Origin of the sequence: Streptomyces sp. NPDC059957 (assembly GCF_042730015.1) — a bacterium.
Classification (GTDB): domain Bacteria; phylum Actinomycetota; class Actinomycetes; order Streptomycetales; family Streptomycetaceae; genus Streptomyces.
Window position 1 is genome coordinate 19,663 of record NZ_JBHWMB010000043.1, and the last position, 23,685, is coordinate 43,347.

Below are 23,685 nucleotides of genomic sequence, written 5' to 3' on the forward strand. Positions count from 1 at the left end.
CCCCATAGGTTCTTAGCAACGGAAACGGTGGCTTCTCCGAAGCCCCTGATCCGTGCTGTACTTATCCGAATACGCATGGGATGAGGCCTTCGGGCCGAAGTCCCCGAGACGCCGAGAGGAGGCGAAACCAGTGACCAGCTTCATCACCACCACCAAAATGACCGATCGCTCGGTTGTCGCTTCCTGCACGCTCGGCTCCTCCACGCTCCTCGCCCTCACGGGTACCGCTCTGCCGGGTACCGGTCTGTCCGTCATTTGCGCTGACAGCCCCGTCCTGCCCGCCGCACTGCCGGTCAGTGAGCGCAATGAGCGACGGACCAAGGCACCGGTGGCAGTACTGGCAGCAGAAGCCCAGGCGCATGGCGCCTATGCCTTTGCGGCCGCAGCCGGTGCCGGATCCCAGACGAAGCAGACGAAGAAGCAGCACCACCTGATGTGGGCCTACCGCGGGCTCGAACCCTGGAGTGATCCAGTCTGATCTGACGATCAGGCAGGCGCCTTCAGGGCCGCGGAACCCCACCCGGGATCCGCGGCCCTTCTGTTTGTCCCCGAACAGGGGACGACGGACCGAAGGGGCGAGGTACCCCAGCCGCCCCCGGCCGACCGGCCGGAACGACTAGACGAACAAGACGAGGAAGAAACCACCGTGCAACTCGAAGCGCACGCCCCGTCCGTACCGAAGACCCAGACCCTCTCCCCGCCCGCAGTCCCGGAGGACTCCACCTTGACTCCCCTCACCGCGCTGACCGCGCTCGACGACGCCATCGAGAACCTCGGCGTCCCCGTCGCCTGTCGCACCTACGACCCCGAGGTCTTCTTCGCCGAGTCCCCGGCCGACGTCGAGTACGCGAAGTCCCTCTGCGGCACCTGCCCGCTGGTCGAGGCCTGCCTCGCCGGTGCGCTGGAGCGCCGCGAGCCCTGGGGTGTCTGGGGAGGCGAGCTCTTCGTCCAGGGTGTCGTCGTCGCCCGGAAGCGTCCCCGTGGCCGTCCGCGCAAGAACCCGGTTGTTGCGGCATGACCGCCAACGGAACCATCGACCGCCCCCTCACGCACGACCCCCTGAAGCAGGCCCTCATGTCCCCCCACGCCACCACGAGCGAGCAGCCGCACGGCTCCGCCACCGCAGACTTCATCACCGCCGGCGCGATCACCTCGCGTCAGAACAGGACCCGCGAAATGCAACTCATCCCAGAAGCCATGGCTCGTGCCCATATGGACGACCGCATGCGTGAGGTCGACGCCGAGCGTCGCGCCGTGCGCCTGGTCGCCGCGCGGCGCATGCAGCGTCGAGCCGAGCGCGTCTCGCTGCGCGCCCGGCGCGCGCTGGCCATGGCCGTCATGCACTAAGAGAGAGCTGGAGCCGGCTCGAAGGAAATGACCGGGGGACCGGCCCGAAGGGGCCGGTCCCCCGGTGCGTTGCGGAGCGTCCGCCGGCCCCCGCGGGGATATCGTCTGGAGGTGGACCAGCCGACTCCCCACCCGGCCCCGCCGGGAACCGAGGCCCCGCCCGTCGTCTGCGCGCGCTGCGGCGCCCAGTCCCCGGCCGGCGCCCCGCCCACCTGGACCTGCTCCGTCGAGAACGGGACCAGACAGTACTTCTGCGTCGACTGCGCGCGAGCGAACCTCCGCGCCATCGAAGGCCGCCTCGACTCCGCCTGGTGGTGAGCCCCGGCCCGGGACCGCGCGCCCGGCTCAGCCCTCGTCGGGCAGGAACCCCGGCAGCCAGGAGTCCAGTTCCTCGCGGAGCCTGACCGTGGCGCCGAGCTGGCACAGCACCCCGATGGTGCTCAGCGTCACCCGGTGGATCAGCAGGTAGGAGGGCGGCAGATTGATCTGCCGGCCCAACTGGTGCGCGGGGGAGCGGGGGTCGGCGATCCGTGCGGCCTGACCGCGCAGCCAGGTCCGCGTGAAGGTGAACTCATCGGCCTCGGCCGGTTCGAGCATCGGCCTCAGATAGTCGAGCACCGCGTCGGCTTCCAGCTCGATGGACTCGCGCACGAACCCCTCCGCGCGCAGGTGTCCGTAGACCCCCTCGGCATCGGCGTCCAGGGCCATCCGCAGCGACCGGCCTATGGGCTTGGGCCAGCCGCCCGGCAGCCGGTCGACCGTCCCGAAGTCCAGTACGCCCAGCCGCATCCGACCGTCCGCCCCGGAGATCAGCCGGAAGTTGCCCGGGTGCGGATCGGCGTGCAGCAGCCCGGTGCGCGCGGGGCCGGAGAAGAGGAACCGGGCCAGCAGCTGTCCGGCGCGGTCGCGCTCCTCCGGGGTGCCGTCGGCTATCACCTCCGACAGCGGGGTCCCCTCGATCCACTCGGTCACCAGCACCTGGTCGCCCTGGTGCACCACGTCCGGCACGACCACGTCCTCGTCGCCGTCGAAGGCGTCCGCGTGCGTCCGCTGGGCCTCGGCCTCCAGCTCGTAGTCCAGCTCCTCCGAGACCCGGTCGCGCAGCTCCTTGATCAAGGGCTTGATGTCCATGCCCGGGATCAGCGGCCCCAGCAGTCCGGCGAACCGGCTCAGCTGCTTCAGGTCCGACAGCAGGGCCTCGCCGGCCCCCGGGTACTGGACCTTGACCGCCACCTGGCGGCCGTCGTGCCACACCGCCCGGTGCACCTGCCCGATCGAGGCCGCCGCGGCGGGCTTGTCCTCGAACTCCTCGAACAGATCACGCCAGTCCGCGCCGAGCCGCTCCGCCAGCACCTGGTGCACGGTGGCCGCGGGCAGCGGCGGGGCCGCCTCCTGCAGCTTCGTCAGTGCGGCCCGGTAGGGTCCGGCGACCTCTTCGGGCAGTGCCGACTCGAAGACCGAGAGCGCCTGGCCGAACTTCATGGCGCCCCCCTTCAGCTCTCCCAGTACGCGGAACAGCTGCTCGGCGGTGCGCTGCTGGAGCTCACGCGCCACGATCTCCGCCGACTTGCCGCCGATCCGCTTGCCGAGCCCCCAAGTGGCCCGGCCCGCTATGCCGAGCGGCAGCGCGGCCAGCTTGACGGTACGGGTGACCGCCTTCCGGGGAAGATCAGACATGAGCCCCTCCAATTCCCAGACAGCTGAGCCGGAAGCGGCGTTCGGGGGAGTCCCCCGAAGTCCTTCCCGGCCAAAGGCATCCTGTCATGACCCTCCGCGCCCACCCCGCCCGAGTCTCTTGCCCGGAACCCTGGGTGAATCCGCCGGTCGGCAGACGACGGCCGCACCCATGGGACAGCATGGCGGTGGAGCGGGCCGCGTAATGCCGGTGGAGGAGCTGGGGATGGCGGGGCGGAGACCTTCGAGGCAGGAACTGATCCGGCGGCGCCGTTCCGTCGGCTTCATCGGCAGGCAGGGCGAGGTCAGTGCCTTCCGGGACGCCCTCAGACAACCCCCGGAGGAAGCGGCGCAGTTCCTCTTCCACATCCGCGGCCCCGGCGGCGTCGGCAAGTCGACCCTGGTACGGCACCTGGAGACCATCGCGCGCGAAGGTGGGGCGGTCACCGCGTACGTGGACGAGTCGGTCGCGGACGCCATTGAGACGATGGAGCTCGTCAGCGCCCAGTTCGCCCAGCGCGGCCTGGCCATGAAGGGCTTCGACAAGCTTCTGACCACCTACCGCCAGCGCCGCCACGAGGCCGACGCCGGACTCCTCGCGGCCGCCACCGGGCCCGACCCGGTGACCGCGGGCGCCCCGCCCCCGTCCCCTTCCAGCATGATCGCCTCGCAGCTCGGCCTTGCCGGGCTCGGCCTGATCCCGGGCGTCGGCGCGTTCACCGGCGCAGTCGACCCCCACCAGGTGGCCGCCGGCGCGGACCGGGCCAAGGCCCTCCTCAGCACCCGGCTGCGCAACCACGGCGACGTCGAGCTGGTCCTCTCCCCACTGGACACGCTGACCCCGGTGTTCCTCGAAGAGCTCGCCGAGGTGGCACGCAAACACCCGTGGATCGTGCTCTTCTTCGACACCTATGAGCGCACCGGCCCGATGCTGGACACCTGGCTGCGCGACGTGCTGGGCAGCGAACGCTACGGGGAGTTCCCCGCGAACGTGCTGGTCACCCTGGCCGGACAGTCGAAGCTCGCCGCCCGCACCTGGGAGGACTGGCACGATCTGGTCACCGACTGGCCGCTGGAGGTCTTCACCGAGCCCGAGGCACGCCTCCTCCTCACCGGAAAGGGAGTCACCGACGAGCGGGTCGTCGAGGTGATCCTGCGCCTGTCGGGACGCCTCCCGGTCCTGGTCTCCACCCTGGCCGAGACACAGCCGGGCACGGTGGAGGAGGTGGAGGAGATCGGGGACCCCAGCGGCACCGCCGTCGAGCGGTTCCTCAAGTGGGTGCCCGACCCCGCCCGCCGGGCCGCGGCCCTGGCCTGCGCGTTTCCGCAGGAGCTGGACGAGGACGTCTTCCGGGCCGCGGTCGAGGAGGAAGCAGCCGAACTCTTCGGCTGGCTCCGGTCGATGCCCTTCGTCACCGACCGCTCGGGCCACTGCCGCTACCACGAGGTGGTCCGCAGCGCGATGCTCCGCCTGCAGCGCAGGCAGTCCCCGATCCGCTGGGAGCAGCTCCACACCCGGCTGGCCGACGCCTTCCGGCGGCGCCGCGAGCACCTGGAGGAGGCGACGGCCCCGTCCGAGGGCTGGTGGTCGGACGAAACCTGGCGCGGCCACCGCCTGGAGGAGGCCTACCACCGGCTCTGCGCCGACCCACGCACAGCCCTCCCGGCCGTCCTCCGGGACCTGGTTGACGCCTACGACCACGACATCACCACCCTCCACCGCTGGGTCGCGGCACTGGCCGCCGCGGCCCGCGACACGGACTCCCAGGCCCTGACCCGCTGGTCCGAGGACCTCCGCGCGGCCCTGGACCAGCCCGCCCCGGGCATCGCGGTTCTGACCCTCCTCCTGACCCGGGCCGGCCTCGCTCCCGAGGACAGGTCCCTGGCCCTGACCCTGCGCGGCCGGGACCGCCGCCTCGCAGAGGACTACGCGCAGGCCGTTGCCGACTACACCCAGGCCCTTGCCCTGGACCCGGGGGCCGAGCGTGCCTACCTCGGCCGGGCAGTGACCCACCTGCTCACATCGAGCGAGGACGAGGCGATCGCGGACTACACCCGGGTCATGGAAATCAATCCCGGCCACGTTTCCAGCCTGGTCAGCCGCGGGATGCTGTATCGCTGGGCCGACAGGTGCGAAGAGTCCCTGGCCGACTTGAACCGTGCGATGGAGTTCGTCCCGGACGATCAGCAGGCGCTCACGGACCGCGGCGCCACCTATCACGCGATGGCCCGATACGAGGAAGCCCTGGCCGACTTCACGCGCGCCCTCGCAACCCAACCCGTTGACGCGGCCCAGACCTTGGTGCATCGGGCCGGCACCTTCGAGTCGATGGGGCGCTACGAGGAGGCGTTCGACGATTACAGGCAGGCCGTCGCACTTTCCCCGGACGACGGCTCGGCCTTCCTCCGCCGCGGCCTCGCCCACCGGAAGGTGGAGAGGTACGAAGAGGCCCTGGCCGACTTCACGCGGGCTGTCGAGCTGAGGCCCGACGACGCCCGTCCCGTTGCCTGGAGAGCCGACGCGTACCGCGAACTGAGGCAACACGAGGCCGCGTTGGCGGACTACAGCCGGGCGATCGAACTCGACCAGGGCTACGGCTGGGCCCACACCGGCCGCGGCCAGGTCTTCCTGTCGCTGGAACGATACGACGAGGCCCTGAGCGACTTCGATCGCGCCATCGCCCACGAGCCGGACGAGCCGTTGGGGTTCTTCCTGCGCGCGATGACGTGGGTGAAGCTCGGCGGATTCGAGCGGGCTCTCGCGGACTACGACCGGCTCCAGGACCTGAGCTCTGAGAAGGGTTGGGGCATCAGACGAAGGGGTGACTGCCACCGCATGCTGGGCGCGTACGAGGAGGCCCTGGCCGACTACGGTCGCGCGGTCGAGATCCTTCCCACCAGCGCCTCCACGCTCACGGCCCGCGGTCTGGCCCACCGTCTGCTCGGCCACTATGACGAGGCGCTCGCCGACCTCGCCCGTTCCATCGAACTCGACCCCGATGACGCGTGGACGCACTACGAGATGGCCGTTGTCATGGCCGTGCTCCGACACCCGGACCGTGACCGCCACCTGACGCGCGTGGTGGAACTGCGGAGCGCTCCTGATGCCGAGGTGCCGGGTGTCCTCGAAGCGGACAGTCTTCTGCTCGCCCACTGCCTGAGGTCCGATGGGGAGCGGGCCGAGCAACGCTTCGCGGAGTTCCTGGAAGCCGCTCCGCTCCCCGGGCAGCTGCGCGCGCTGATCGTCAATCTCCGCAGCCTCGTCCCCGTGGTCCCCTCGGCCGAGACCCGCATCGCGCGGTACTGCCAGGTCGTCGAGGAGCGGATCGCCGCGCTTCCCCAGTAGCCCCCTCATGCCCCCACCCCCTGCCCCGCCGGGACGCTCGCCGCCGCGCACGGGCAGTCGGGGTGCGGGTGGACCGGGGTGGACTGCCAGTCGAGGGTGGGGAGGGAGGCCTCCCAGCGGGTGGCGGTGGAGGCGGGGAGTTCGCCGTCGAGGAAGGACAGGGCGTGGGCCGCGGCCAGGCCGGCCACGGCGGTGGACAGGCCCAGGTCACAGGCGGCGGCCGTGCGGCGGCGGTGGGCCGAGCGCCACTGGACCAGCATGCGCGGCCAGGCCGGGTCCCGGTCGATCCGGTCGCGCTCCATGCAGCCGGCGCACGCCGTGGCTCCGGGGAGGACCAGCGGTCCCACCAGCCCGGTCCCCTCCAGTACCCCCGCGTACAGGTGAGGGGTGCCGGTGGTGACCCAGTCGGCCGCCGTCTGTGGATCAGGGGCCCAGGACTGCAGCCCGTCACGGGGCGCGACCACCACCAGGGCCAGCCCCGGCTCCGGTCCCTCGCTCTCCCCGGTCCGCGGCCCGCGTCCGGGGGCGGCGTCGCGGACCGCCGTCCGCGCGGCCTCGGCGCGCAGCCGTCCCACACTGCCGGGGCCCAGACCGCCCGGCGCCACGTCCGCCGGCTGCGTGCGGCCCCCGTCGAGCACCTCGACCCGGCCGATGCCCGCTCCCGCCAGGACCGAGGCGATCACCGCGCCCACCCGGCCGCTCCCGCGCACTTGAACCCGTATCACCCGGCGGGCGGCGACCCCCTGTAAGTCCCCGCCCGGCCGGGGGCGGACCAAGGACAGCGACCCCAGATCCGGGCCGAGCCGTTCCAGGGTCTCCGGGCGGTCCCGCACCGCCTGGGCGCGGGGGCCGCCCGCGGTGGCGTCGTCGAGCAGCCCGGCCATCGCCAGCCTGCGCACCACCTCGTCGACCAGGCCGTCCGGGAGCCCCATCCCCTTGCCCTCCGACCGCAGCAAGTCCATGCCCCGCGTCCCGTCGATCAGGTCCAGGAGCGCGCCCGTCGCCGTGTCCACCGGTCCGAGCACCACCGCATGTGCGGGCGTCACACCGAATTGCACCGTCTGCAGATCCCGCCAGGCCCGTGCCAGCGCCGGCTTCACCTTCGGATACATCGCTGTCCTCCCTCGATTCACGGTTCGTTCCGCGCGCCGCATTCCCTTGGATCCGCTCGGTTCGATCAGTTCGATCGGTTCGCTTGATTGCCGGGTCCGCCGGGTCCGCGTCGCTTTCCGCAAGATTGCCCGGCTGGCGAAAGGCCTGCATGAGTTTGTCCACAGGCGAGGGGTATTAGGTATATGAAATGAATGGTGGGCGTTCTTTGTCGCGCCCGTGCCGCCGACTGCGCATCGGTTCGTGTCAGACCCAGGGCGGGGCGGGACTTCCGCCGTGGCGAGCGGGTACCGTCATGGCGTGTCCGCCGATCCACCTCAGCGCGCCGTCGAAGTCCGCCGGAGCGCACGCCGCCGAAGGACCGTATCCGCCTACCGCGAGGGTGACCGTACGGTCGTCCTCATCCCTGCCCGGATGTCCGAGGCCGAGGAGCAGCGCTGGGTGGGCGTCATGCTCGACAAGCTGGCGGCGCAGGAGAGCAAGCGGACCCTGGGGGACGCGGAACTCGCCGAGCGCGCCGAGCGCTTGTCCGAGCAGTACTTCAGCGGCCGCGCCCGCCCCCGCACGGTCCGCTGGGTCACCAATCAGAACACCCGCTGGGGCTCCTGCACCCCGGCCGAAGGCAGCATCCGGCTCTCGCACCGCATCCAGGGCATGCCGGAGTACGTCGTCGACTACGTGCTGCTGCACGAGCTGGCGCACCTCCTCGTGCCCGGCCACGGTCCCAGCTTCTGGGAACTCCTGGAGGCGTACCCGCGCACCGAGCGGGCGCGCGGGTACCTCGAAGGAGTCGTCGCCGCGGAACGCCTGCCGAAAGTCCCTGCCGCCCGCGAGGAATGATCCATATTTGTCCGCTATATACCCGTCATGTCACGCCTCGTGATATGTACCGGGTCGGTACCGACTTGGCCGGATGTCCGAGGTTGCCGTTAGCCTGAGCGGCACGCATTCACAGTCGGGATGGGGGACGGTCTTACGTATGGCCAGGGAATTCCAACGCGGTCACAAGGCCAAAATCAGTGATCTGACAGCGGGCACAGACCTCTATGTGGGTGTCCAGATCGCCGGGCCAGGACTCGCCATCGACATCAGCTGCTTCGGCCTCGACGTCAACGAACAGCTCTCGGACGACCGCTACTTCGTCTTCTTCAACCAGCCGAAGTCGCCGGAGGAGTCCATCCAGCAGCTCGGCACGCAGGCCGGCGACACGGAATCCTTCCGGGTGACCCTGGACCGCATTCCGGCCAACATCCACAAGCTCTCCTTCGCCGCCTCGATCGACGGCGCCGGGCAGATGTCGCAGATCGGCCCCGGCTACATCCGCATCGTGGCGGGTGGCGAGGAGGTCGTCCGGTACTCCTTCTCGGGCTCGGAGTTCAGCACCGAGCGCGCGCTGATGATCGGCGACTTCTACCTCAAGGACGTGTGGCGCTTCGCCGCCGTCGGCCAGGGCTTCGACGGCGGGCTCGCCGCGCTGCTCCAGAACTTCGGCGGCGAGGTCGCCGAGGAGGAGCAGCCCGCACCGCAGGCGCAGGCCCCGGCCGCGACGCCCGGCTTCGCCCCGCCCCCGCAGGCCGCCGCCCCGGCGCCCTCCTTCGGCGCTCCCGCGCAGGCGCAGCCCCCGGCCCCGGCGCCCTCCTTCGGCGCGCCGGCCCAAGCGCCGGCCCAGGCCCCGCCGCAGGCCCCTGCCCCGGCACAGGCCCCGGCCCCCGCGCCGTACCAGCAGCCCGTCCACGCGGCCCCCACCATGGCCGCGCCGATGGGCGCCCCCCTGGCCCCGCCCGCCCCCGCGCCCTACGGGCAGGTCCCGCCGCCCGCCCCGGCCCCCGCGCCGTACGGGCAGCAGCCGCAGCCCTCGTACGGCCAGGTCCCCGGCCAGCAGCAGCCCCCGTACGGCCAGCAGCCCGGCTTCGGCCAGCAGCCCCAGGGCTACGGCCAGCCCGCGCAGGCGGTGCCCGCCGCCGGCGCCGGACTCGCCGCCGCCCTCCAGCCGTACAAGGAAGCCCCCACCGGCGCCCGGTGGACCCCGCAGAACCAGCAGCTCATGCGCGTCGACCTGGCCATGGGCGGCCAGGCCGTCCTCGCCCGCCAGGGCAGCATGGTCCTCTACCAGGGCAAGGTCGACTTCAGCTACAAGGGCGCGGGCTTCGCCGGCCGCGTCGTCGGCAACGCCACCGGCCAGGAGATGCAGCTGATGCGCTGCGCCGGCCGCGGCCAGGTCTTCCTCGCGGAGGAAGGCGCCCACCTGCACGCCATCGAGCTCCAGGGCGACGCCATCTGCGTCTCCGCCGAGAACGTGCTCGCCTTCGACGAGTCGCTCCAGCACGAGGTCCGCCGCATCGAGGGCCACGGCATCCCGGGCGGGGCCCTGTTCACCATGCAGTTCCAGGGCACCGGCACGGTGATCGTCAAGACGCACGGCGTGCCCGTCGTCCTGCCCGTCACCCCGACCACCTTCGCGGACAGCAACGCCATAGTCGCGTGGTCGGCCGCCTCCCAGGTGATCATCTCCAGCCAGGTCCGGCTGCGCCGCAACGCCTACCCCGGCCACAGCGGGGAGACCGTGAACCTCCAGTTCCGCGGCGCTCCCGGCAACTTCATCGTCGTCCAGCCGTACGAGGTCTGAGGGAGCCCCACATGAATGCCATGAACGCAATGAACCAGCAGCTCGCGGGCTACGCCCCGACCCCCGTCACGGCCCGCATGGAGAACCACGGCCGCGCGATGCTCAAGGTCGCCATGCAGAGCGGCCAGGACCTCTTCGCGCGCACCGGATCGATGGTCGCCTACGAGGGCTTCGTGCAGTACGAGCCCAACCCGCCGGCCGTCCGCCAGATGGCCTCGCAGTGGCTCACCGGCGAGGGCGCTCCGCTCATGAAGTGCACGGGCGACGGCCTGCTCTACCTCGCCGACTACGGCGCGGACGTCGTCGTGATCAACCTCAACAACGACTCGCTCTCCGTCAACGGCACCAACCTGCTCGCCTTCGACGCCCACCTCCAGTGGGGCGTGGAGCGGGTCAAGGGCATGGCCAAGTTCGCCGGCCAGGGCCTGTTCAACGTGTCGGTCGCCGGCACCGGCTGGGTCGCGATCACCTCGCGCGGCACGCCGATCGTGGTCGACTGCGGCCGCGGCGACGACGAGACGTACGTCGACCCCGACGCGCTCGTCGCCTGGTCCCCGAACCTCAAGGTCAAGGGCAAGCGCAGCTTCAAGGCCTCGTCCATGCTCGGCCGGGGCAGCGGGGAGGCCTACCAGATGGCCTTCTCCGGCCAGGGCATCGTCGTCGTACAGCCCAGCGAGGACAGCACCGACCGGCTCCGGGCCCGGGGCTGAGGGGGAGAAGACACACCATGCAGAGCTCACTTTTCGCCCACGCAGAGGCGCAGTCCCAGGAGCGGTACGCCGTCCAGAACCCGCAGCTGCTGCGGGTCTCACTGAGCGGTTCCGACGACGTCCTCGCCCGCAAGGGCGCGATGGTCGCCTACCAGGGGATCATCGACTTCGACGGCGAGTACCAGAGCACCACCCAGCGCAATGCCCGCGCCCGCACCGGCGAGGGCCTCGACCTGATGCGCTGCTCCGGTCAGGGCACGGTCTACCTCGCCAACCTGGCGCAGTACGTCCACGTCGTGGACGTGGACCAGGAAGGCCTCACGGTCGACAGCAGTTACGTGCTGGCCCTGGACTCCACCCTGCACACCGAGGCCATCGCGGTGGACAGCCAGTACGGGATCTCCGGCTCCGGCAAGTACCAGCTCAACATCACCGGCCGCGGCAAGGTCGCGCTGATGACCTCCGGGCAGCCGCTGATGCTGCAGGTCACGCCGGACAAGTACGTCAACGCCGACGCGGATGCCATCGTCGCCTGGTCCACCTCGCTGCGCGTGCAGATGCAGGCTCAGACGCACTCCACCGGCGTCTGGCGGCGCCGTGGCAACACCGGCGAGGGCTGGGAACTGAGCTTCCTCGGCACCGGTTTCGCCCTGGTCCAGCCGAGCGAGGCCCTCCCGCCGCAGAACGCCCAGATCGGCCAGGGCGCGGCAGCGCAGTTCGGTATGGGCCAGCACGGCGCCCACGCGCAGAACCAGAACAACGCCTGGAACTGATCCGGGTACGGACGGATCCGGTTACGGACGGACGGAAGGGGCGGCCCCGCATCGGCGGGGCCGCCTCTTCCTCCTGTTCCCACCGGCTCAGAGCCGCGCGAGGGTCGCCTCCAGCAGCCGCACCACCGAGGTGTCGGCCACCTCCGCCACCTGGGCGTACGGGAACCAGCGCAGGTCCAGCGACTCGTCGCTGATCGCTTCGAGGGCACCGGCGGGCGCCAGCACCGCGTACTGCACGTCCAGGTGCCAGTTGCACGGAGCCGGGATCGGGTGCCGGTCCAGGCGCACCGGGCCGCCGGGCAGCAGGGTCAGCCCCTCGGCGATGCCCGACTCCTCCACGGCCTCGCGCATCGCGGCCCCGGCGATGGTCGTGTCACCGGGCTCGCAGTGGCCGCCCATCTGGAGCCACATGCCGAGCTTCTTGTGCAGGGTCAGCAGGACGCGCTCGTGCTTCGGGTCGATCACCAGCGCGCTGCCGGTCACGTGCCCCGCCTGGCAGGGCTTGTAAACCCCGTCCGGGTGGGCGGCCAGGTGCTCCAGGTACACGTCGCGCAGCTCGGGCTGGTCCTCGTAGGACTTCAGGACCAGCACCGTGTCGTCGTACAGGCTCACTTCTTGTCGTCGCCGTCCTGCTCGCGCTTCTGGGCGGCCTCGCCCAGCATCTTGTCGATCTCGGAGAAGTCCAGCTGCTCGCGGTGCACGAACCCGTCCGGGTCGTCCAGGTCGGAAGCGGTCGGCAGCATGTCCGGGTGCTCCCACAGCCCGTCGCGCCCGTCCACGCCGCGCGCGTCGGTGAGCGAGGCCCACAGCCGCGAGGCGTCGCGCAGCCGGCGCGGCCGCAGCTCCAGTCCGATCAGCGTGGCGAAGGTCTGCTCCGCCGGGCCGCCCGAGGCGCGCCGCCGGCGCATGGTCTCGCGCATGGCGTCGGCCGAGGTCAGCCGGGGCTTGGCGGCCTCGTGCACGACCGCGTCCACCCAGCCCTCGACCAGCGCGAGCGCCGTCTCCAGGCGGGCCAGCGCGGCCTTCTGCTCGGGGGTGTCCTGCGGCTGGAACATGCCGCCCTGGAGTGCTTCCTGAAGCTGCTCCGGGTTCGACGGGTCGAGCTGGCCGACCACGTCCTCCAGCTTCGAGGTGTCGACCTTGATGCCCCGCGCGTACCCCTCGACCGCACCGAAGAGGTGCGAGCGCAGCCACGGCACGTGCGCGAAGAGCCGTGCGTGCGCGGCCTCGCGCAGCGCCAGGTACAGCCGTACCTCGTCGGAGGAGACGCCCAGGTCCTTGCCGAAGCTCTCGATGTTCAGCGGCAGCAGGGCGGCCTTGCCGGCCGGCCCCAGCGGGAGCCCGACGTCGGTCGAGCCCACGACCTCGCCCGCGAGGGTGCCCACGGCCTGCCCGATCTGCTGACCGAACATGGCCCCGCCCATGGAGCGCATCATCCCGAGCAGCGGGCCCGCCATGGCCTGCATCTCCTCGGGCAGGACGCCGCCCATGGCCGCACCGACGCGCTCGGCGACCGGGTCCACGAGCTCCTTCCACACCGGCAGGGTCGCCTCGACCCATTCGGCGCGGCTCCACGCCACGGCGGTGGCGGCGCCCGAGGGCAGCGAGGTGACGTCGTCGAGCCAGTGGTCGGCGAGGCGCACGGCCTCCTCGACCGCCGACTTCTCGGCGAGGCCGACGCTTGCGTCCTTGACCCCGTCCGCGGTGCCCTGGGCCACGGTCTGGCGGGCGATGTCCTTGGCCATGTCCCAGTTGACGGGGCCGCCCTCGTAGCTCAGCATCTGGCCGAGCTGCTGGAAGGCGGCGCCGAGGTCGTTCGGGTTCATGGAACCGAACATCGCGGCGAAGGGGTTGTCGGCGTCTCCCGGGGCGCCGGAGCCGCCGGGCAGGCCGGCGCCGCCGGGCAGGCCCGTGCCGAACCCGAACGGATTCGGGCCGCTCTGACCGCCCTGGTTGCCCTTCTTCTTGCCCTCGTCGCCGTTGTCCGGCTCCTCGGGCGGAAGGCCGAATCCGAATGGGGTGTCGCTCACGGGTTTCCTCGGCTCGTAGGGCCGCCGGCGGGAACCGGCGGGCAATGGTTCGACAACAGTGCTTCGACAACACCACCCAGCGTAGACACCAGACCCGCTTCCGGGCTCGGTGCTCCGCTGACTCCTGGGCTGCGGCAGGATGGACATCAACTGGTGGGTCCGCGTCACGGCGCGTCCCTACTGAAGACAACCGCTGGAGACGCCTGGTGAGTTCCCCAGATCCGCACGCTTTGGACGAACAGGGCCCGGAAGACCGCCCTGAGCACGGCGAGGACGCCCCCGGCGTTCGCCGGACGCGAAACCCGGGCGGCTCCGCGCGCCGAGGCCCCGTGATCGCCGTGACCGGCGCCGCTTCGGGGGTCGGGGCGGCCCTGGTGACCAGGCTGGCCGCGTCCGACGAGGTCAAGCAGGTCGTCGCGATCGACGAGCGGCGCGGGGACTGCACCGACGCGCAGTGGCACCTCCTGGACGTACGGGACCCCGCGATCGCGGAGAAACTGCGCGGCGCGGACGTCGTGGTGCACCTCGCCCTCGACCTCGACCTGGAGACGGACCCGGCAGCCCGTACGGCGTACAACGTGCGGGGGACCCAGACCGTGCTCACCGCCGCCGCGGCGGCCGGGGTGCACCGGGTCGTGCTCTGCACCTCGGCGATGGTCTACGGGGCCCTGCCGGACAACGACATCCCGCTCTCGGAGGACGCCGAGCTGCGCGCCACCGCCGAGGCCACCGGCGTGGGCGACCTGCTGGAGATCGAGCGGCTGGGCCGCCGGGCGCCGCGCGCGCACCCCGGCCTGAACGTCACCGTGGTCCGCCCGGCCGTACTGGTCGGCGGCACGGACACCGCGCTGACCCGCTACTTCGAGTCCCCGCGCCTGCTGGTGGTCGCGGGCTCCCGCCCGACCTGGCAGTTCTGCCACGTCGAGGACCTGGTCAGCGCGCTGGAGTACGCGGCCCTGGAGAAGGTCGAGGGAGAGCTGGCGGTCGGCTGCGAGGGCTGGCTGGAGCAGGAAGAGGTCGAGGAGCTGAGCGGGATCCGCCGCATGGAGCTCCCGTCGGCCGTGGCCCTGGGCGCGGCGGCCAGGCTGCACCGGATCGGCCTCACCCCGTCCCCGGCGGGGGACCTCGCGTACACGATGCACCCGTGGGTGGTCAGCGTCAGCAGGCTGCACGCCGCGGGGTGGCGGCCGCGCTGGACCAACGAGGAGGTGCTGGCGGAGCTGCTCCAGGAGGTCGCGGGGCGGCACACCGTCGCGGGGCGCCGGCTGGGACGCAAGGACGCCACGGCCGCCGGTGCCGCGGGGGCGACGGTCGCGCTGCTGGGCGCCGCCGCGGCGATCCGTGCCGCCCGTCGGCGCCGGGGCATCTGACCCCGGCGGGGTCGGGGGCGGCCTCCGGCGCGGCGCCGCTCCCGGGGGCGCCGCCCCCGGACCCCCGCGCCTCACACGCCGGCGGGGCTGGATCGTGCCGGGGTCGGCCTGCCCCGTGCGGGCCGGTGGGGCTGAAAGACCGCCTCGAACGCCGCCGGGGCTGGATATCGCCGGGTTCTGTCCGGGCCGCCACCAGGCGGTTTCTGTAGGAGGCTCCCAAGGGGGCCGGTGGGGACCTGGTGAAACTGCTATTCCGCCGGGTCGGCGGCTAGGGCACGATGGAAGGTATGGCACCGCACTTCGACCACCCCGGCGAGTACGCCGCTCCGGACCCGATCCGGCTGCTCGAAATCCGTGAGACCCCGCTCTCGATCGACGAGGTCTTCCAGGCCGTCGGCGACGATGCGACGGGCGGTACGACGCTCTTCGTCGGCACGGTGCGCGACCACGACAGCGGGGCGGACGTCGACCAGCTCGGCTACTCCTGCCACCCCTCGGCCGAGGCCGAGATGCGCCGCGTCGCCGAGCGCGTCGTGGAGAAGTACCCGGTCCGCGCCCTCGCCGCCGTCCACCGCATCGGCGACCTGGCCGTCGGCGACCTCGCGGTGATCGTCGCGGTGTCCTGCCCGCACCGCGGTGAGGCCTTCGAGGCCGCCCGGATGCTGATCGACGACCTCAAGCACGAGGTCCCGATCTGGAAGCACCAGACCTTCGCGGACGGTACGGAGGAGTGGGTCGGCGCCTGCTGACCCAGAGCCCGGCGCGGCCGGTCGACGGACGGAGTCCGGCGCAGGCGGCCGAAGCCTGTGAGGCGCCCCTGGCGCCGAGCAGTGCGAGGGGGCCGTGCAGGATGGGTCCTCAAGCACGAGGTCCCGATCTGGAAGCACCAGACCTTCGCGGACGGTACGGAGGAGTGGGTCGGCGCCTGCTGAGGCGCGGGCCGGTAGGTCCGAGGGCAGGCCGGCGGACGGAGCCCGGCGCGGCCTGCCGAAGCCTGTGGGGTGCCCCCGGCGCCGAGCAGTGCGAGGGGGCCGTGGAAGATGGGCTTGCCCCGTTCGGACGCGCAACACGCCCTCGATTTGCGTAACCCCCTCCCGGGCAGCAGCGTTGAAGCCACCAACAACACGTACTTCGGGGTAGGGAGACACGCCCATGGCGTCTTTGGCGTGGTTGCTGATTCCGTTGTTCGCCGCGATCGGAGCGGCGATATGGGGCAGCTGGGCGGCGCGCGACCGCACTGCCGGCGACATATCCGAGCTCGCGGGTTACGCGCGGTTCCGTGAGGCCATGGGCCAGAACGAACCGGGCGCGGTGAAGGCGGACGCGGACGCGCAGCGCAAGAAGGACACGGTCGACTCCGTCTGACGCCGCGGCGGGCCCCGTACGGACCGGCCCCGGGGGCCGCTCTTCAGGGCCGTCACGTACTGTCGATCCATGCCACGCCGCACTGCGACGATGCTCGCCTCCACCCTCATGCTGTTCGCGCTGCTCTGCGCGGGAGTGTTCATGAAGGCCCCGTACTCCGAGATGAGCCCGGGCCCGACCGTGAACACGCTCGGGGACTCGCACGGCGAGCCCGTCCTGAACATCTCGGGGCACAAGACGTACCCGACCAACGGGCACCTGAACATGACGACGGTCCGCGTCACCGGTGCGGACTACGACATGAACCTGCTGGAGGCCGTGTACGGCTGGGCAGCGGGCGACAACATCGTCGTGCCGCACGAGAACCTGTACCCGGACGGCAAGACGGAGCAGCAGTCCACGCAGGAGAACGCCGAGGAGTTCAGCCAGTCGCAGGAGAGCGCCAAGGTGGCCGCCCTCAAGCAGCTCGGCATCCCGGTCGCCGCCCGCGTGATCGTCGCCTCCGTGGTCAAGGGCAGCCCCTCCGAGGGCAAGCTGCACGCCGGGGACGTCATCAAGGCCGTGGACGGGACGCCCGTCAAGGCTCCCGAGGACGTGGCCAAGCTGGTCACCAAGCACAAGCCCGGCGAGCCCGTCGAGTTCACCATCGTGCCCGCCCCCGAGGCCGCCGAGGCCGAGAAGGCCCACCGCGAGCCCACCGGCACGAAGAAGGTCACGATCATCGCGGGCAAGGCGGAGGGCGACGGTCACGCGGTCGTCGGCATCCGGGCCGGCACCGACCACACCTTCCCGTTCACCATCGACATCAAGCTCGCCGACGTCGGCGGCCCCAGCGCCGGCCTGATGTTCGCGCTCGGCATCGTCGACAAGCTCACCCCGGAGAACCTCACGGGCGGCAAGTTCGTCGCCGGCACCGGCACCATCGACGACGCGGGCAAGGTCGGCCCGATCGGCGGCATCCAGATGAAGACCATCGGCGCCCGCCAGGCCGGCGCCCAGTACTTCCTGACGCCCGCCGAGAACTGCGCCTCCGCGGCGGGCGACGTGCCCGACGGGCTGACGCTGGTGAAGGTCTCCACCATCGACGACGCCGTGAAGGCGCTGGAGAAGATCAGCAAGGGGGACACGGCCGGGCTGACGCAGTGCAGCGCCAAGCCCTGACCGTTCCCCCCGCCGGCCGACAAGATCCGAAAGAGACGACCTAGTCGAGGAAGGTCGCGGCCAGTGCCTCGGCGAGCCCCGGCACCAGCGTGGCGCCGGTCAGCACCTCGTTCGCCGAGTCCTTGTCCCGCAGCCGTACGGCCGACTCCCGCGATCCGTCGCGCAGGACGCCCACGGTCAGCCGTACCTCCTGCCGGTCCGGGTGGGAGGCGACCCATTTGGCCAGCTGCTTGTCGCTGAGCCCCTCCGGTACGGAGGACTCCGCCGACGGCGGCAGCATCAGACGCTCGACCGTCAGCGCGCAGCCGAGGATCGACGGGGGCCAGGCGATGGTCCCCAGGAACTTGTCCAGCGGAGTCCCGGCCGGCACCTCGTCCTGCTCGATCGGGGTGAGCTGGTTCTTGCCCGTGTCGTCCTGGTCGAGGCCGAGCTGGCGGGCGACGCCCGGCGCCTCCTTGCGCAGCTTGGCCGTGTCGACCAGGGCGAAGAGCCGGGCGGGCTTGTCCCAGCCGAGGGTGGAGGCGTACTCGTCGATTTCGAGGACGGCACGGGTCAGCGGGCTTGCCGCCATAGGGGTGCCGGGGGACGGCGAAAGGTTGGACATGGGCAACATCCTGCCTCCTTTCCACCCGATACCGGGAACTGACTAAAGCCTCAGTAAGTTCCATGAGTGGGCCCTACGATCGGGGGCCCATGCTTTGAAAACTCATCGCATCACTTACACACAGCGACTTTCGAGGTGCGCACCTTGGCTTTCCAGATGCCGGACCGCGGCGGAGGCCCCTCCGGGCCACGGATGAGAGTCGGCCGCCCGTCCCGGCGCGCCCGGACTCTTCTGATGACCTTGGGCGTGCTGGCCGTCCTGGCCATGGCGTTCATCATGTTCGCCGGCTTCTGGACGGACTGGCTCTGGTTCCGCTCCGTCAACTACTCCACCGTCTTCACCACCACCCTGTGGACCAAGGTCGGCCTCTTCGCCGTCTTCGGCCTCCTCATGTCGGGCGCCGTCGGGCTGAACATCTGGCTGGCCCACCGGCTGCGGCCGCCGCTCAGCGCGATGTCGCTGGAGCAGCAGAGCCTCGACCGCTACCGGATGACCGTCGCGCCGTACCGCAAGTGGCTGCTGCTCGGCATCTCCGCGCTGGTCGGCCTGATCGCGGGCGCCTCGGCGGCGGGCCAGTGGAAGACCTGGCTGATGTATGTGAACGGGGTGCCCTTCGGCACGAAGGACCCCCAGTTCAACCTGGACGTGTCGTTCTACACCTTCGACCTGCCCTGGTACCGCTTCCTGCTCGGCTTCGGCTTCGCCGCCGTCGTGCTCTCGGTCATCGCCGCCGCCGTCGTGCACTACCTCTACGGGGGACTGCGCGTCACCAGCCCGGGTGCGCGGGCCACCGCCGCGGCGACCGGCCACCTGTCGGTGCTGCTCGGCCTCTTCGTCACGCTCAAGGCGGTCGCGTACTGGCTCGACCGGTACGGCCTCGCCGTGAAGTCCAGCGACTTCAAGGCCGCGGACAACTGGACCGGCCTGCGCTACGTCGACGCCAACGCCTACCTGCCGGCCAAGACGATCCTCGTCGCCATCGCGGCGATCTGCGCGGTGCTGTTCTTCGCGACGCTGTGGCGCCGCACCTGGCAGCTCCCGGTCATCGGCTTCGGCCTGATGGTCCTCTCGGCGATCCTGATCGGCGGGCTGTACCCGGCGATCGTGCAGAAGTTCCAGGTCCAGCCGAACGAGCAGGCCAAGGAATCCCCGTACGTCCAGAAGAACATCAAGGCGACGCGCGACGCCTACGGGGTCGCCGACGCCTCGGTCACGGACTACCCGGGCCTGCCGGACCCCAAGGCGGACAAGAAGAAGCTCCGCCAGGACGCGAACACCACGGCGAGCATCCGCCTGCTCGACCCGAACATCGTGTCCCCGGCCTTCCAACAGCTCCAGCAGAACAAGGGCTACTACGGTTTCCCGGCCACGCTGGCGGTCGACCGGTACAAGGGCCAGGACACGGTCATCGGGCTCCGTGAGATCAACCTCGCGGGCATCCCGAAGAACAACTGGATCAACGACCACTTCCGTTACACCCACGGATACGGCGTGGTCGCGGCCAAGGGCACCGAGGTGACAGCGAACGGCGAGCCGCTGTTCACCGAGTCGGGCCTGCCCGCACAGGGCAACCTCGGCGAGTACGAGCAGCGGATCTACTACGGCGAGCAGACGAAGCAGTACTCGATCGTCGGCGGACCGCAGAAGGAGCTCGACTACGCCAACGACGCGGGCGAGAAGGAGACCACCTACCAGGGGGACAGCGGGGTGAGCCTGGGCAACCCGGTCAACCGCGCCGCGTACGCCCTGGCCTTCAGCGAGCCGCAGATCCTCTACTCCGGCGCCATCGACGACAAGTCGAAGATCCTCTACAACCGCACGCCCAAGGCCCGGGTCGAGGCGGTCGCCCCGTGGCTGACGATCGACGGAGCCGTGTACCCGGCGGTGATCGACGGCCGGGTCCAGTGGATCGTGGACGCCTACACCACCACCAACGGCTACCCCTACGCGTCCCGCACCCAGCTCGGGGACACGACGGCGGACTCGCTGACCAACTCCCAGCGCGCCGTGGTCGCGCAGGAGAACCAGGTCAACTACATCCGCAACTCGGTGAAGGCCACCGTCGACGCCTACGACGGCACGGTGAAGCTGTACCAGTGGGACACCAAGGACCCGGTCCTCAAGACGTGGATGAAGGCCTTCCCCGGTACGGTGAAGGAGAAGAAGGCGATCTCGCCGACCCTGATGGAGCACCTGCGCTACCCGCAGGACCTCTTCAAGGTCCAGCGTGAGCTGCTGACCCGCTACCACGTCACGGACCCGCAGACCTTCCTCAGCGGCAGCGAGGTCTGGGCGGTGCCGGACGACCCGACCACCAAGGCGGGGACGGCCGTTCCGCCGTACTACCTCTCCATGAAGATGCCGGGTCAGAAGGACCCCAACCAGGCCTTCTCCCTCACCACGACGCTCACGCCGAACGGCAGGGACAACCTGAGCGCCTTCATGGCGGTCAACGCCGATCCCACCACCGCGGACTACGGCAAGATCCAGTTGCTGAAGCTGCCCACCCAGAACCCGGTGGACGGCCCGAAGCTCGTCCAGGCGAGATTCAACTCCAAGCCGGAGATCGCCCAGGAGATCAACATCCTGAGCCGGGGCGATTCCCAGGTGGAGTACGGCAACCTGCTCACGGTTCCGCTCGACAAGGGAATGCTCTACGTCGAGCCGGTGTACGTGCGCGGTGGCGGCCTCAAGTACCCGCTGCTGAAGAAGGTCCTGGTGACCTACGGGGACCAGACGGCCTTCGAGGACACGCTGGAGAAGGCGCTGAACGTGGTGTTCGGGGCCGAGTCGGCGACCACCCCGCCGGGCGACGGGACGACGACCCCGCCGGGTGACGGGACCACCACCCCGCCGACCAGCCAGGACCCGACGGTCAAGGCGGCCCTCGCGGAGGCGCAGAAGGCGGTCGAGGACGCCGACAAGGCGCTCAAGGCCGGCGACTGGGCGGCGTACGGAAAGGCCCAGAGCGATCTGCAGGCCGCGCTGAAGCGGGCCATCGAGGCCGAGGCGAAGGTGGCGGCGCCCGCGCCCACCCCGACGCCCAGCGGATAGCGGTAATGGTTCCACCCCGCGTCGTGCTACTGTTGGTTTACCGACGCGGGGTGGAGCAGCTCGGTAGCTCGCTGGGCTCATAACCCAGAGGTCGCAGGTTCAAATCCTGTCCCCGCTACTGAAGACGAAGGCCCGGATCCGATGGATCCGGGCCTTCGTCATGCCCAATCGGGTTTTTCGCCGACTCGGGGTCACTGAGATGGGTGAGTTGGGGTGTGAGCGTGTTTGACTTGTCTCTCTGTGGGCATGTCGACAAAACGCTGTAGTGACCTCACTGACTGCGACATACCAGGTGTACGCGGGTAGCAGGTGATGCGACGATGGGATTTATGGGGGACAGGTCAACTCTGCTGGAGACAGGGCGGTTTGTGAGGGCGGACTCCGAATCGGATGCGGAGGCCGATGGGGCGGCTCAGGCCGTTGACGTGCGGACCGCGATGACCACGCGGGCAGTACGGACCACGGCCACGGCGCCGACCACGCCGGACGTGTCGGTCGACGCGATGTTCGACGACGCGGTCTTCGGGCTGACCGACGCGGCCGGCGACGCCGCGCTGGAGGCCCGGCACCGGGTCGCCGCCGACAAGGGGGACCCGGGCGCGATGAGCGTACTCGGGGCCCTCCTGCTGCGCCGCGGCGACCTCGCGGGAGCCGAGCCGTACCTGCGCGGGGCGACCGGCGAGGGCGACCGCGCGGCCGCCAACAACCTGGGCGTACTGCTGCACCAGCGCGGCTACCCCGAGGAGGCCGCCGGCTGGTGGCGCGTGGCCGCCGTGGCCGGATCCGCTCCCGCGGCGCACGCCCTGGGCCGCTACTACCGCGAGCGGGGCGACGAGCCCGCCGCCGAGTACTGGATGCGCCAGGCGGCGGAATCCGGCCATGCCCTGGGGGCCTACGGCCTCGCCGACCTGCTGGAGCACCGCGGGGACAAGGGCGTCGAGCGCTGGTTCAGGGCCGCCGCCGAGCAGGGGCACCGCGAGGCCGCGTACCGGCTGGCCCGGCACCTGAGGAAGGGCGACCCGGCCGAAGCCGAGCAGTGGTACCGGCAGGCCGCCGCGCGCGGGCACCGCCGCGCCGGGCTGCACCTGGGCGCGCTCCTGGAGGCGCGCGGGGAGCTGAAGGAGGCCGGCCGCTGGTACCTGACCTCCGCCAAGCAGGGCGAGCCGCGGGCCGCGTGCGCGCTCGGCTTCCTGCTGCGCGACGCCGGCGACCAGGAGAACGCGGCCACCTGGTGGCTGCGGGCCGCGCAGGACGGAGACGGCAACGCCGCGAACGCCCTGGGCGCACTGCACGCCGCGCGCGGCGAGACCCAGACGGCCGAGAAGTGGTACCGGGCCGCGATGGACGCGGGCGACCAGAACGGGGCGTACAACCTCGCGCTGCTCTGCGCCGCCCAGGAACGGACCGGACCGGCCGAGCAGTGGTACCGGCGCGCCGCGTACGCGGGACACCGCGAGGCGGCCAACGCGCTGGCCATCCTGCTGCTGCAGGGCGGTGACGCGGAGGGCGCGGAGCCGTGGTTCTCGAAGGCGGCGGAGGCGGGGAGCGTGGACGCCGCCTTCAACCTCGGGATCCTGTTCGCCAGCCGCGACGAGGACCGGACGGCCCTGAAGTGGTACGAGCGGGCCGCCTCGGCGGGACACACCGACGCGGCGCTCCAGGTCGGCATCGCGCTGGTCCGCGACGGCGAGGAGCGGGCGGCGGAACGCCACCTGCGGTGCGCGGCCGGCGGCGGCAGCGCGGAGGCCGCCTTCCGGCTGGCCGCGCTGCTGGAGTCGCTGGCGCCGCCGCCGGAGCCGGTGGCGCTGGGCGAGCCGCTGGGCGGGGCCGCGCGCACCGAGAGCGAGGAGTGGTACGAGCGTGCCGCCGAGCTGGGGCACCGCCGTGCCCAGGTCCGGGTCGGCATGCTGGCCGCCGCGCGGGGCGAGCTGGCGGCCGCCGCGCGGTGGTACCGGGAGGCGGCGGAGGCCGGCTCCCGCAACGGCGCCTTCAACCTGGGGCTGCTGCTGGCGCGCGAGGGCAACGAGCCCGAGGCGGCGCTGTGGTGGACCCGGGCGGCGGTGGCCGGACACGGGCGGGCGGCGCTGCGGCTGGGACTGCTCGCGGCCCGGCAGGGAGACCTCACGGAGGGGCAGAAGTGGTGCGTCCGGGCCATGGAGCTGGGCCCGGCCGAGGTCTCGGAGCGGGCCGGCCGGCTGCGCGAGGCCCTGGCCGAGGAGCTGTCCGCGTAGGTGTCCGGCAGGTGTCCGCGTAGGGCCCGCCAACTGATTTGCATCTGCCGTCCCCGTTCACGTAGAGTCAGGTTTACCGACGCGGGGTGGAGCAGCTCGGTAGCTCGCTGGGCTCATAACCCAGAGGTCGCAGGTTCAAATCCTGTCCCCGCTACTGAAGGCTCGAAGGCCCGGATCCTCTGGATCCGGGCCTTCGGTCGTTTCTGAGTGCAATGCGCGAAGGATGCGATGTGCGAAAAGGAGGGCCGGGGCTCAGTGAGCCCCGGCCCTCCTTCGTGTTTCAG

At 71.2% G+C, this 23,685-nt stretch carries 20 protein-coding genes and 2 tRNA genes; 17 read left to right on the forward strand and 5 right to left on the reverse strand.

The window, feature by feature from the left end:
* Positions 1-130: 130 nt before the first annotated feature.
* The 4 genes from ACFWBW_RS26165 (at position 131) to ACFWBW_RS26180 (ending at position 1,665) form a co-directional block, all read left to right on the forward strand.
* Complete coding sequence (locus ACFWBW_RS26165) at positions 131-478, forward strand: hypothetical protein (RefSeq protein WP_385376887.1); 348 nt, start codon at positions 131-133, stop codon at positions 476-478.
* A 168-nt stretch (positions 479-646) separates the two neighbouring features.
* Positions 647-1,018, forward strand: coding sequence for a WhiB family transcriptional regulator (locus ACFWBW_RS26170; RefSeq protein WP_214949242.1), 372 nt, complete (start codon positions 647-649; stop codon positions 1,016-1,018).
* Entirely contained in the window at positions 1,015-1,347 is a 333-nt protein-coding gene (locus ACFWBW_RS26175; protein WP_254384046.1) for a hypothetical protein, read from the forward strand. Before ACFWBW_RS26170 ends, ACFWBW_RS26175 begins: the two co-directional genes overlap by 4 nt.
* Before the next feature lie 111 nt (positions 1,348-1,458).
* Positions 1,459-1,665 (forward strand): hypothetical protein, encoded by a 207-nt coding sequence (locus ACFWBW_RS26180; RefSeq protein WP_243336061.1) that lies wholly within the window; start codon positions 1,459-1,461, stop codon positions 1,663-1,665.
* Between the two features lie 27 nt (positions 1,666-1,692).
* Here ACFWBW_RS26180 and ACFWBW_RS26185 read toward each other — a convergent pair whose 3' ends face one another.
* Positions 1,693-3,024 carry an ABC1 kinase family protein gene (locus tag ACFWBW_RS26185; protein ID WP_385376891.1) on the reverse strand — a complete coding sequence of 444 codons (1,332 nt, stop codon included), beginning with the start codon at positions 3,022-3,024 and terminating at the stop codon, positions 1,693-1,695.
* A gap of 223 nt (positions 3,025-3,247) precedes the next feature.
* Here ACFWBW_RS26185 and ACFWBW_RS26190 point away from each other — a divergent pair, with 223 nt between their 5' ends.
* A complete protein-coding gene (locus ACFWBW_RS26190) occupies positions 3,248-6,367 on the forward strand; it encodes a tetratricopeptide repeat protein (RefSeq protein WP_385376894.1) in 3,120 nt (1,039 codons plus the stop codon).
* Positions 6,368-6,372: 5 nt separating this feature from the next.
* Here the strand turns inward: ACFWBW_RS26190 and ACFWBW_RS26195 are convergent, their stop codons facing one another.
* On the reverse strand, positions 6,373-7,479 hold the full coding sequence (locus ACFWBW_RS26195) for a TOMM precursor leader peptide-binding protein (RefSeq protein WP_385376896.1): 1,107 nt from the start codon (positions 7,477-7,479) through the stop codon (positions 6,373-6,375).
* A 298-nt stretch (positions 7,480-7,777) separates the two neighbouring features.
* Here ACFWBW_RS26195 and ACFWBW_RS26200 point away from each other — a divergent pair, with 298 nt between their 5' ends.
* The 4 genes from ACFWBW_RS26200 to ACFWBW_RS26215 all read left to right on the forward strand — a co-directional run bounded on the left by ACFWBW_RS26200 (position 7,778) and on the right by ACFWBW_RS26215 (position 11,586).
* The gene (locus ACFWBW_RS26200; RefSeq protein WP_243336065.1) at positions 7,778-8,317 is read left to right on the forward strand and encodes a M48 family metallopeptidase; all 540 of its coding nucleotides are present in this window, start codon (positions 7,778-7,780) and stop codon (positions 8,315-8,317) included.
* A 139-nt stretch (positions 8,318-8,456) separates the two neighbouring features.
* Complete coding sequence (locus ACFWBW_RS26205) at positions 8,457-10,103, forward strand: TerD family protein (RefSeq protein WP_385376900.1); 1,647 nt, start codon at positions 8,457-8,459, stop codon at positions 10,101-10,103.
* Positions 10,104-10,132: 29 nt separating this feature from the next.
* Entirely contained in the window at positions 10,133-10,813 is a 681-nt protein-coding gene (locus ACFWBW_RS26210; RefSeq protein WP_266912721.1) for an AIM24 family protein, read from the forward strand.
* 17 nt (positions 10,814-10,830) lie between these two features.
* Entirely contained in the window at positions 10,831-11,586 is a 756-nt protein-coding gene (locus ACFWBW_RS26215; RefSeq protein WP_385376903.1) for an AIM24 family protein, read from the forward strand.
* A gap of 87 nt (positions 11,587-11,673) precedes the next feature.
* Here ACFWBW_RS26215 and ACFWBW_RS26220 read toward each other — a convergent pair whose 3' ends face one another.
* Entirely contained in the window at positions 11,674-12,198 is a 525-nt protein-coding gene (locus ACFWBW_RS26220; protein WP_385376906.1) for an NUDIX hydrolase, read from the reverse strand.
* Positions 12,195-13,616, reverse strand: coding sequence for a zinc-dependent metalloprotease (locus ACFWBW_RS26225; protein WP_385376908.1), 1,422 nt, complete (start codon positions 13,614-13,616; stop codon positions 12,195-12,197). Before ACFWBW_RS26225 ends, ACFWBW_RS26220 begins: the two co-directional genes overlap by 4 nt.
* Positions 13,617-13,846: 230 nt before the next feature.
* Here ACFWBW_RS26225 and ACFWBW_RS26230 point away from each other — a divergent pair, with 230 nt between their 5' ends.
* From ACFWBW_RS26230 to ACFWBW_RS26245, 4 genes are all read left to right on the forward strand, one after another.
* On the forward strand, positions 13,847-14,986 hold the full coding sequence (locus tag ACFWBW_RS26230) for an SDR family oxidoreductase (protein WP_385376995.1): 1,140 nt from the start codon (positions 13,847-13,849) through the stop codon (positions 14,984-14,986).
* A 287-nt stretch (positions 14,987-15,273) separates the two neighbouring features.
* Entirely contained in the window at positions 15,274-15,735 is a 462-nt protein-coding gene (locus ACFWBW_RS26235) for a molybdenum cofactor biosynthesis protein MoaE (RefSeq protein WP_385376911.1), read from the forward strand.
* 403 nt (positions 15,736-16,138) lie between these two features.
* Positions 16,139-16,351, forward strand: a complete 213-nt coding sequence (locus tag ACFWBW_RS26240) for a hypothetical protein (protein ID WP_385376914.1) — start codon at positions 16,139-16,141, stop codon at positions 16,349-16,351.
* Positions 16,352-16,420: 69 nt separating this feature from the next.
* Positions 16,421-17,512, forward strand: a complete 1,092-nt coding sequence (locus ACFWBW_RS26245) for a PDZ domain-containing protein (protein WP_385376917.1) — start codon at positions 16,421-16,423, stop codon at positions 17,510-17,512.
* A 40-nt stretch (positions 17,513-17,552) separates the two neighbouring features.
* Here ACFWBW_RS26245 and ACFWBW_RS26250 read toward each other — a convergent pair whose 3' ends face one another.
* Complete coding sequence (locus tag ACFWBW_RS26250; RefSeq protein WP_385376919.1) at positions 17,553-18,125, reverse strand: PPA1309 family protein; 573 nt, start codon at positions 18,123-18,125, stop codon at positions 17,553-17,555.
* A 126-nt stretch (positions 18,126-18,251) separates the two neighbouring features.
* Between ACFWBW_RS26250 and ACFWBW_RS26255 the strand changes: the two genes are divergently transcribed.
* From ACFWBW_RS26255 to ACFWBW_RS26270, 4 genes are all read left to right on the forward strand, one after another.
* On the forward strand, positions 18,252-21,170 hold the full coding sequence (locus ACFWBW_RS26255; protein ID WP_385376922.1) for a UPF0182 family protein: 2,919 nt from the start codon (positions 18,252-18,254) through the stop codon (positions 21,168-21,170).
* A 44-nt stretch (positions 21,171-21,214) separates the two neighbouring features.
* Positions 21,215-21,288: transfer RNA gene (locus ACFWBW_RS26260), tRNA-Met, on the forward strand.
* A 385-nt stretch (positions 21,289-21,673) separates the two neighbouring features.
* Positions 21,674-23,401, forward strand: a complete 1,728-nt coding sequence (locus tag ACFWBW_RS26265) for a sel1 repeat family protein (protein WP_385376998.1) — start codon at positions 21,674-21,676, stop codon at positions 23,399-23,401.
* Positions 23,402-23,481: 80 nt separating this feature from the next.
* A tRNA-Met gene (locus ACFWBW_RS26270) sits at positions 23,482-23,555 on the forward strand.
* The last annotated feature ends 130 nt before the right edge of the window (positions 23,556-23,685 follow it).

Coding starts and splice junctions, on each gene's coding strand:
- ACFWBW_RS26205 (WP_385376900.1), top strand. CDS start 8,457: ATGGCCAGGGAATTCCAACGCGGTCACAAGGCCAAAATCAGTGATCTG.
- ACFWBW_RS26195 (WP_385376896.1), bottom strand. CDS start 7,479: ATGTATCCGAAGGTGAAGCCGGCGCTGGCACGGGCCTGGCGGGATCTG.
- ACFWBW_RS26185 (WP_385376891.1), bottom strand. CDS start 3,024: ATGTCTGATCTTCCCCGGAAGGCGGTCACCCGTACCGTCAAGCTGGCC.
- ACFWBW_RS26250 (WP_385376919.1), bottom strand. CDS start 18,125: ATGTTGCCCATGTCCAACCTTTCGCCGTCCCCCGGCACCCCTATGGCG.
- ACFWBW_RS26235 (WP_385376911.1), top strand. CDS start 15,274: ATGGCACCGCACTTCGACCACCCCGGCGAGTACGCCGCTCCGGACCCG.
- ACFWBW_RS26245 (WP_385376917.1), top strand. CDS start 16,421: ATGCCACGCCGCACTGCGACGATGCTCGCCTCCACCCTCATGCTGTTC.
- ACFWBW_RS26175 (WP_254384046.1), top strand. CDS start 1,015: ATGACCGCCAACGGAACCATCGACCGCCCCCTCACGCACGACCCCCTG.
- ACFWBW_RS26210 (WP_266912721.1), top strand. CDS start 10,133: ATGAACCAGCAGCTCGCGGGCTACGCCCCGACCCCCGTCACGGCCCGC.
- ACFWBW_RS26215 (WP_385376903.1), top strand. CDS start 10,831: ATGCAGAGCTCACTTTTCGCCCACGCAGAGGCGCAGTCCCAGGAGCGG.
- ACFWBW_RS26240 (WP_385376914.1), top strand. CDS start 16,139: ATGGCGTCTTTGGCGTGGTTGCTGATTCCGTTGTTCGCCGCGATCGGA.
- ACFWBW_RS26190 (WP_385376894.1), top strand. CDS start 3,248: ATGGCGGGGCGGAGACCTTCGAGGCAGGAACTGATCCGGCGGCGCCGT.
- ACFWBW_RS26265 (WP_385376998.1), top strand. CDS start 21,674: ATGTTCGACGACGCGGTCTTCGGGCTGACCGACGCGGCCGGCGACGCC.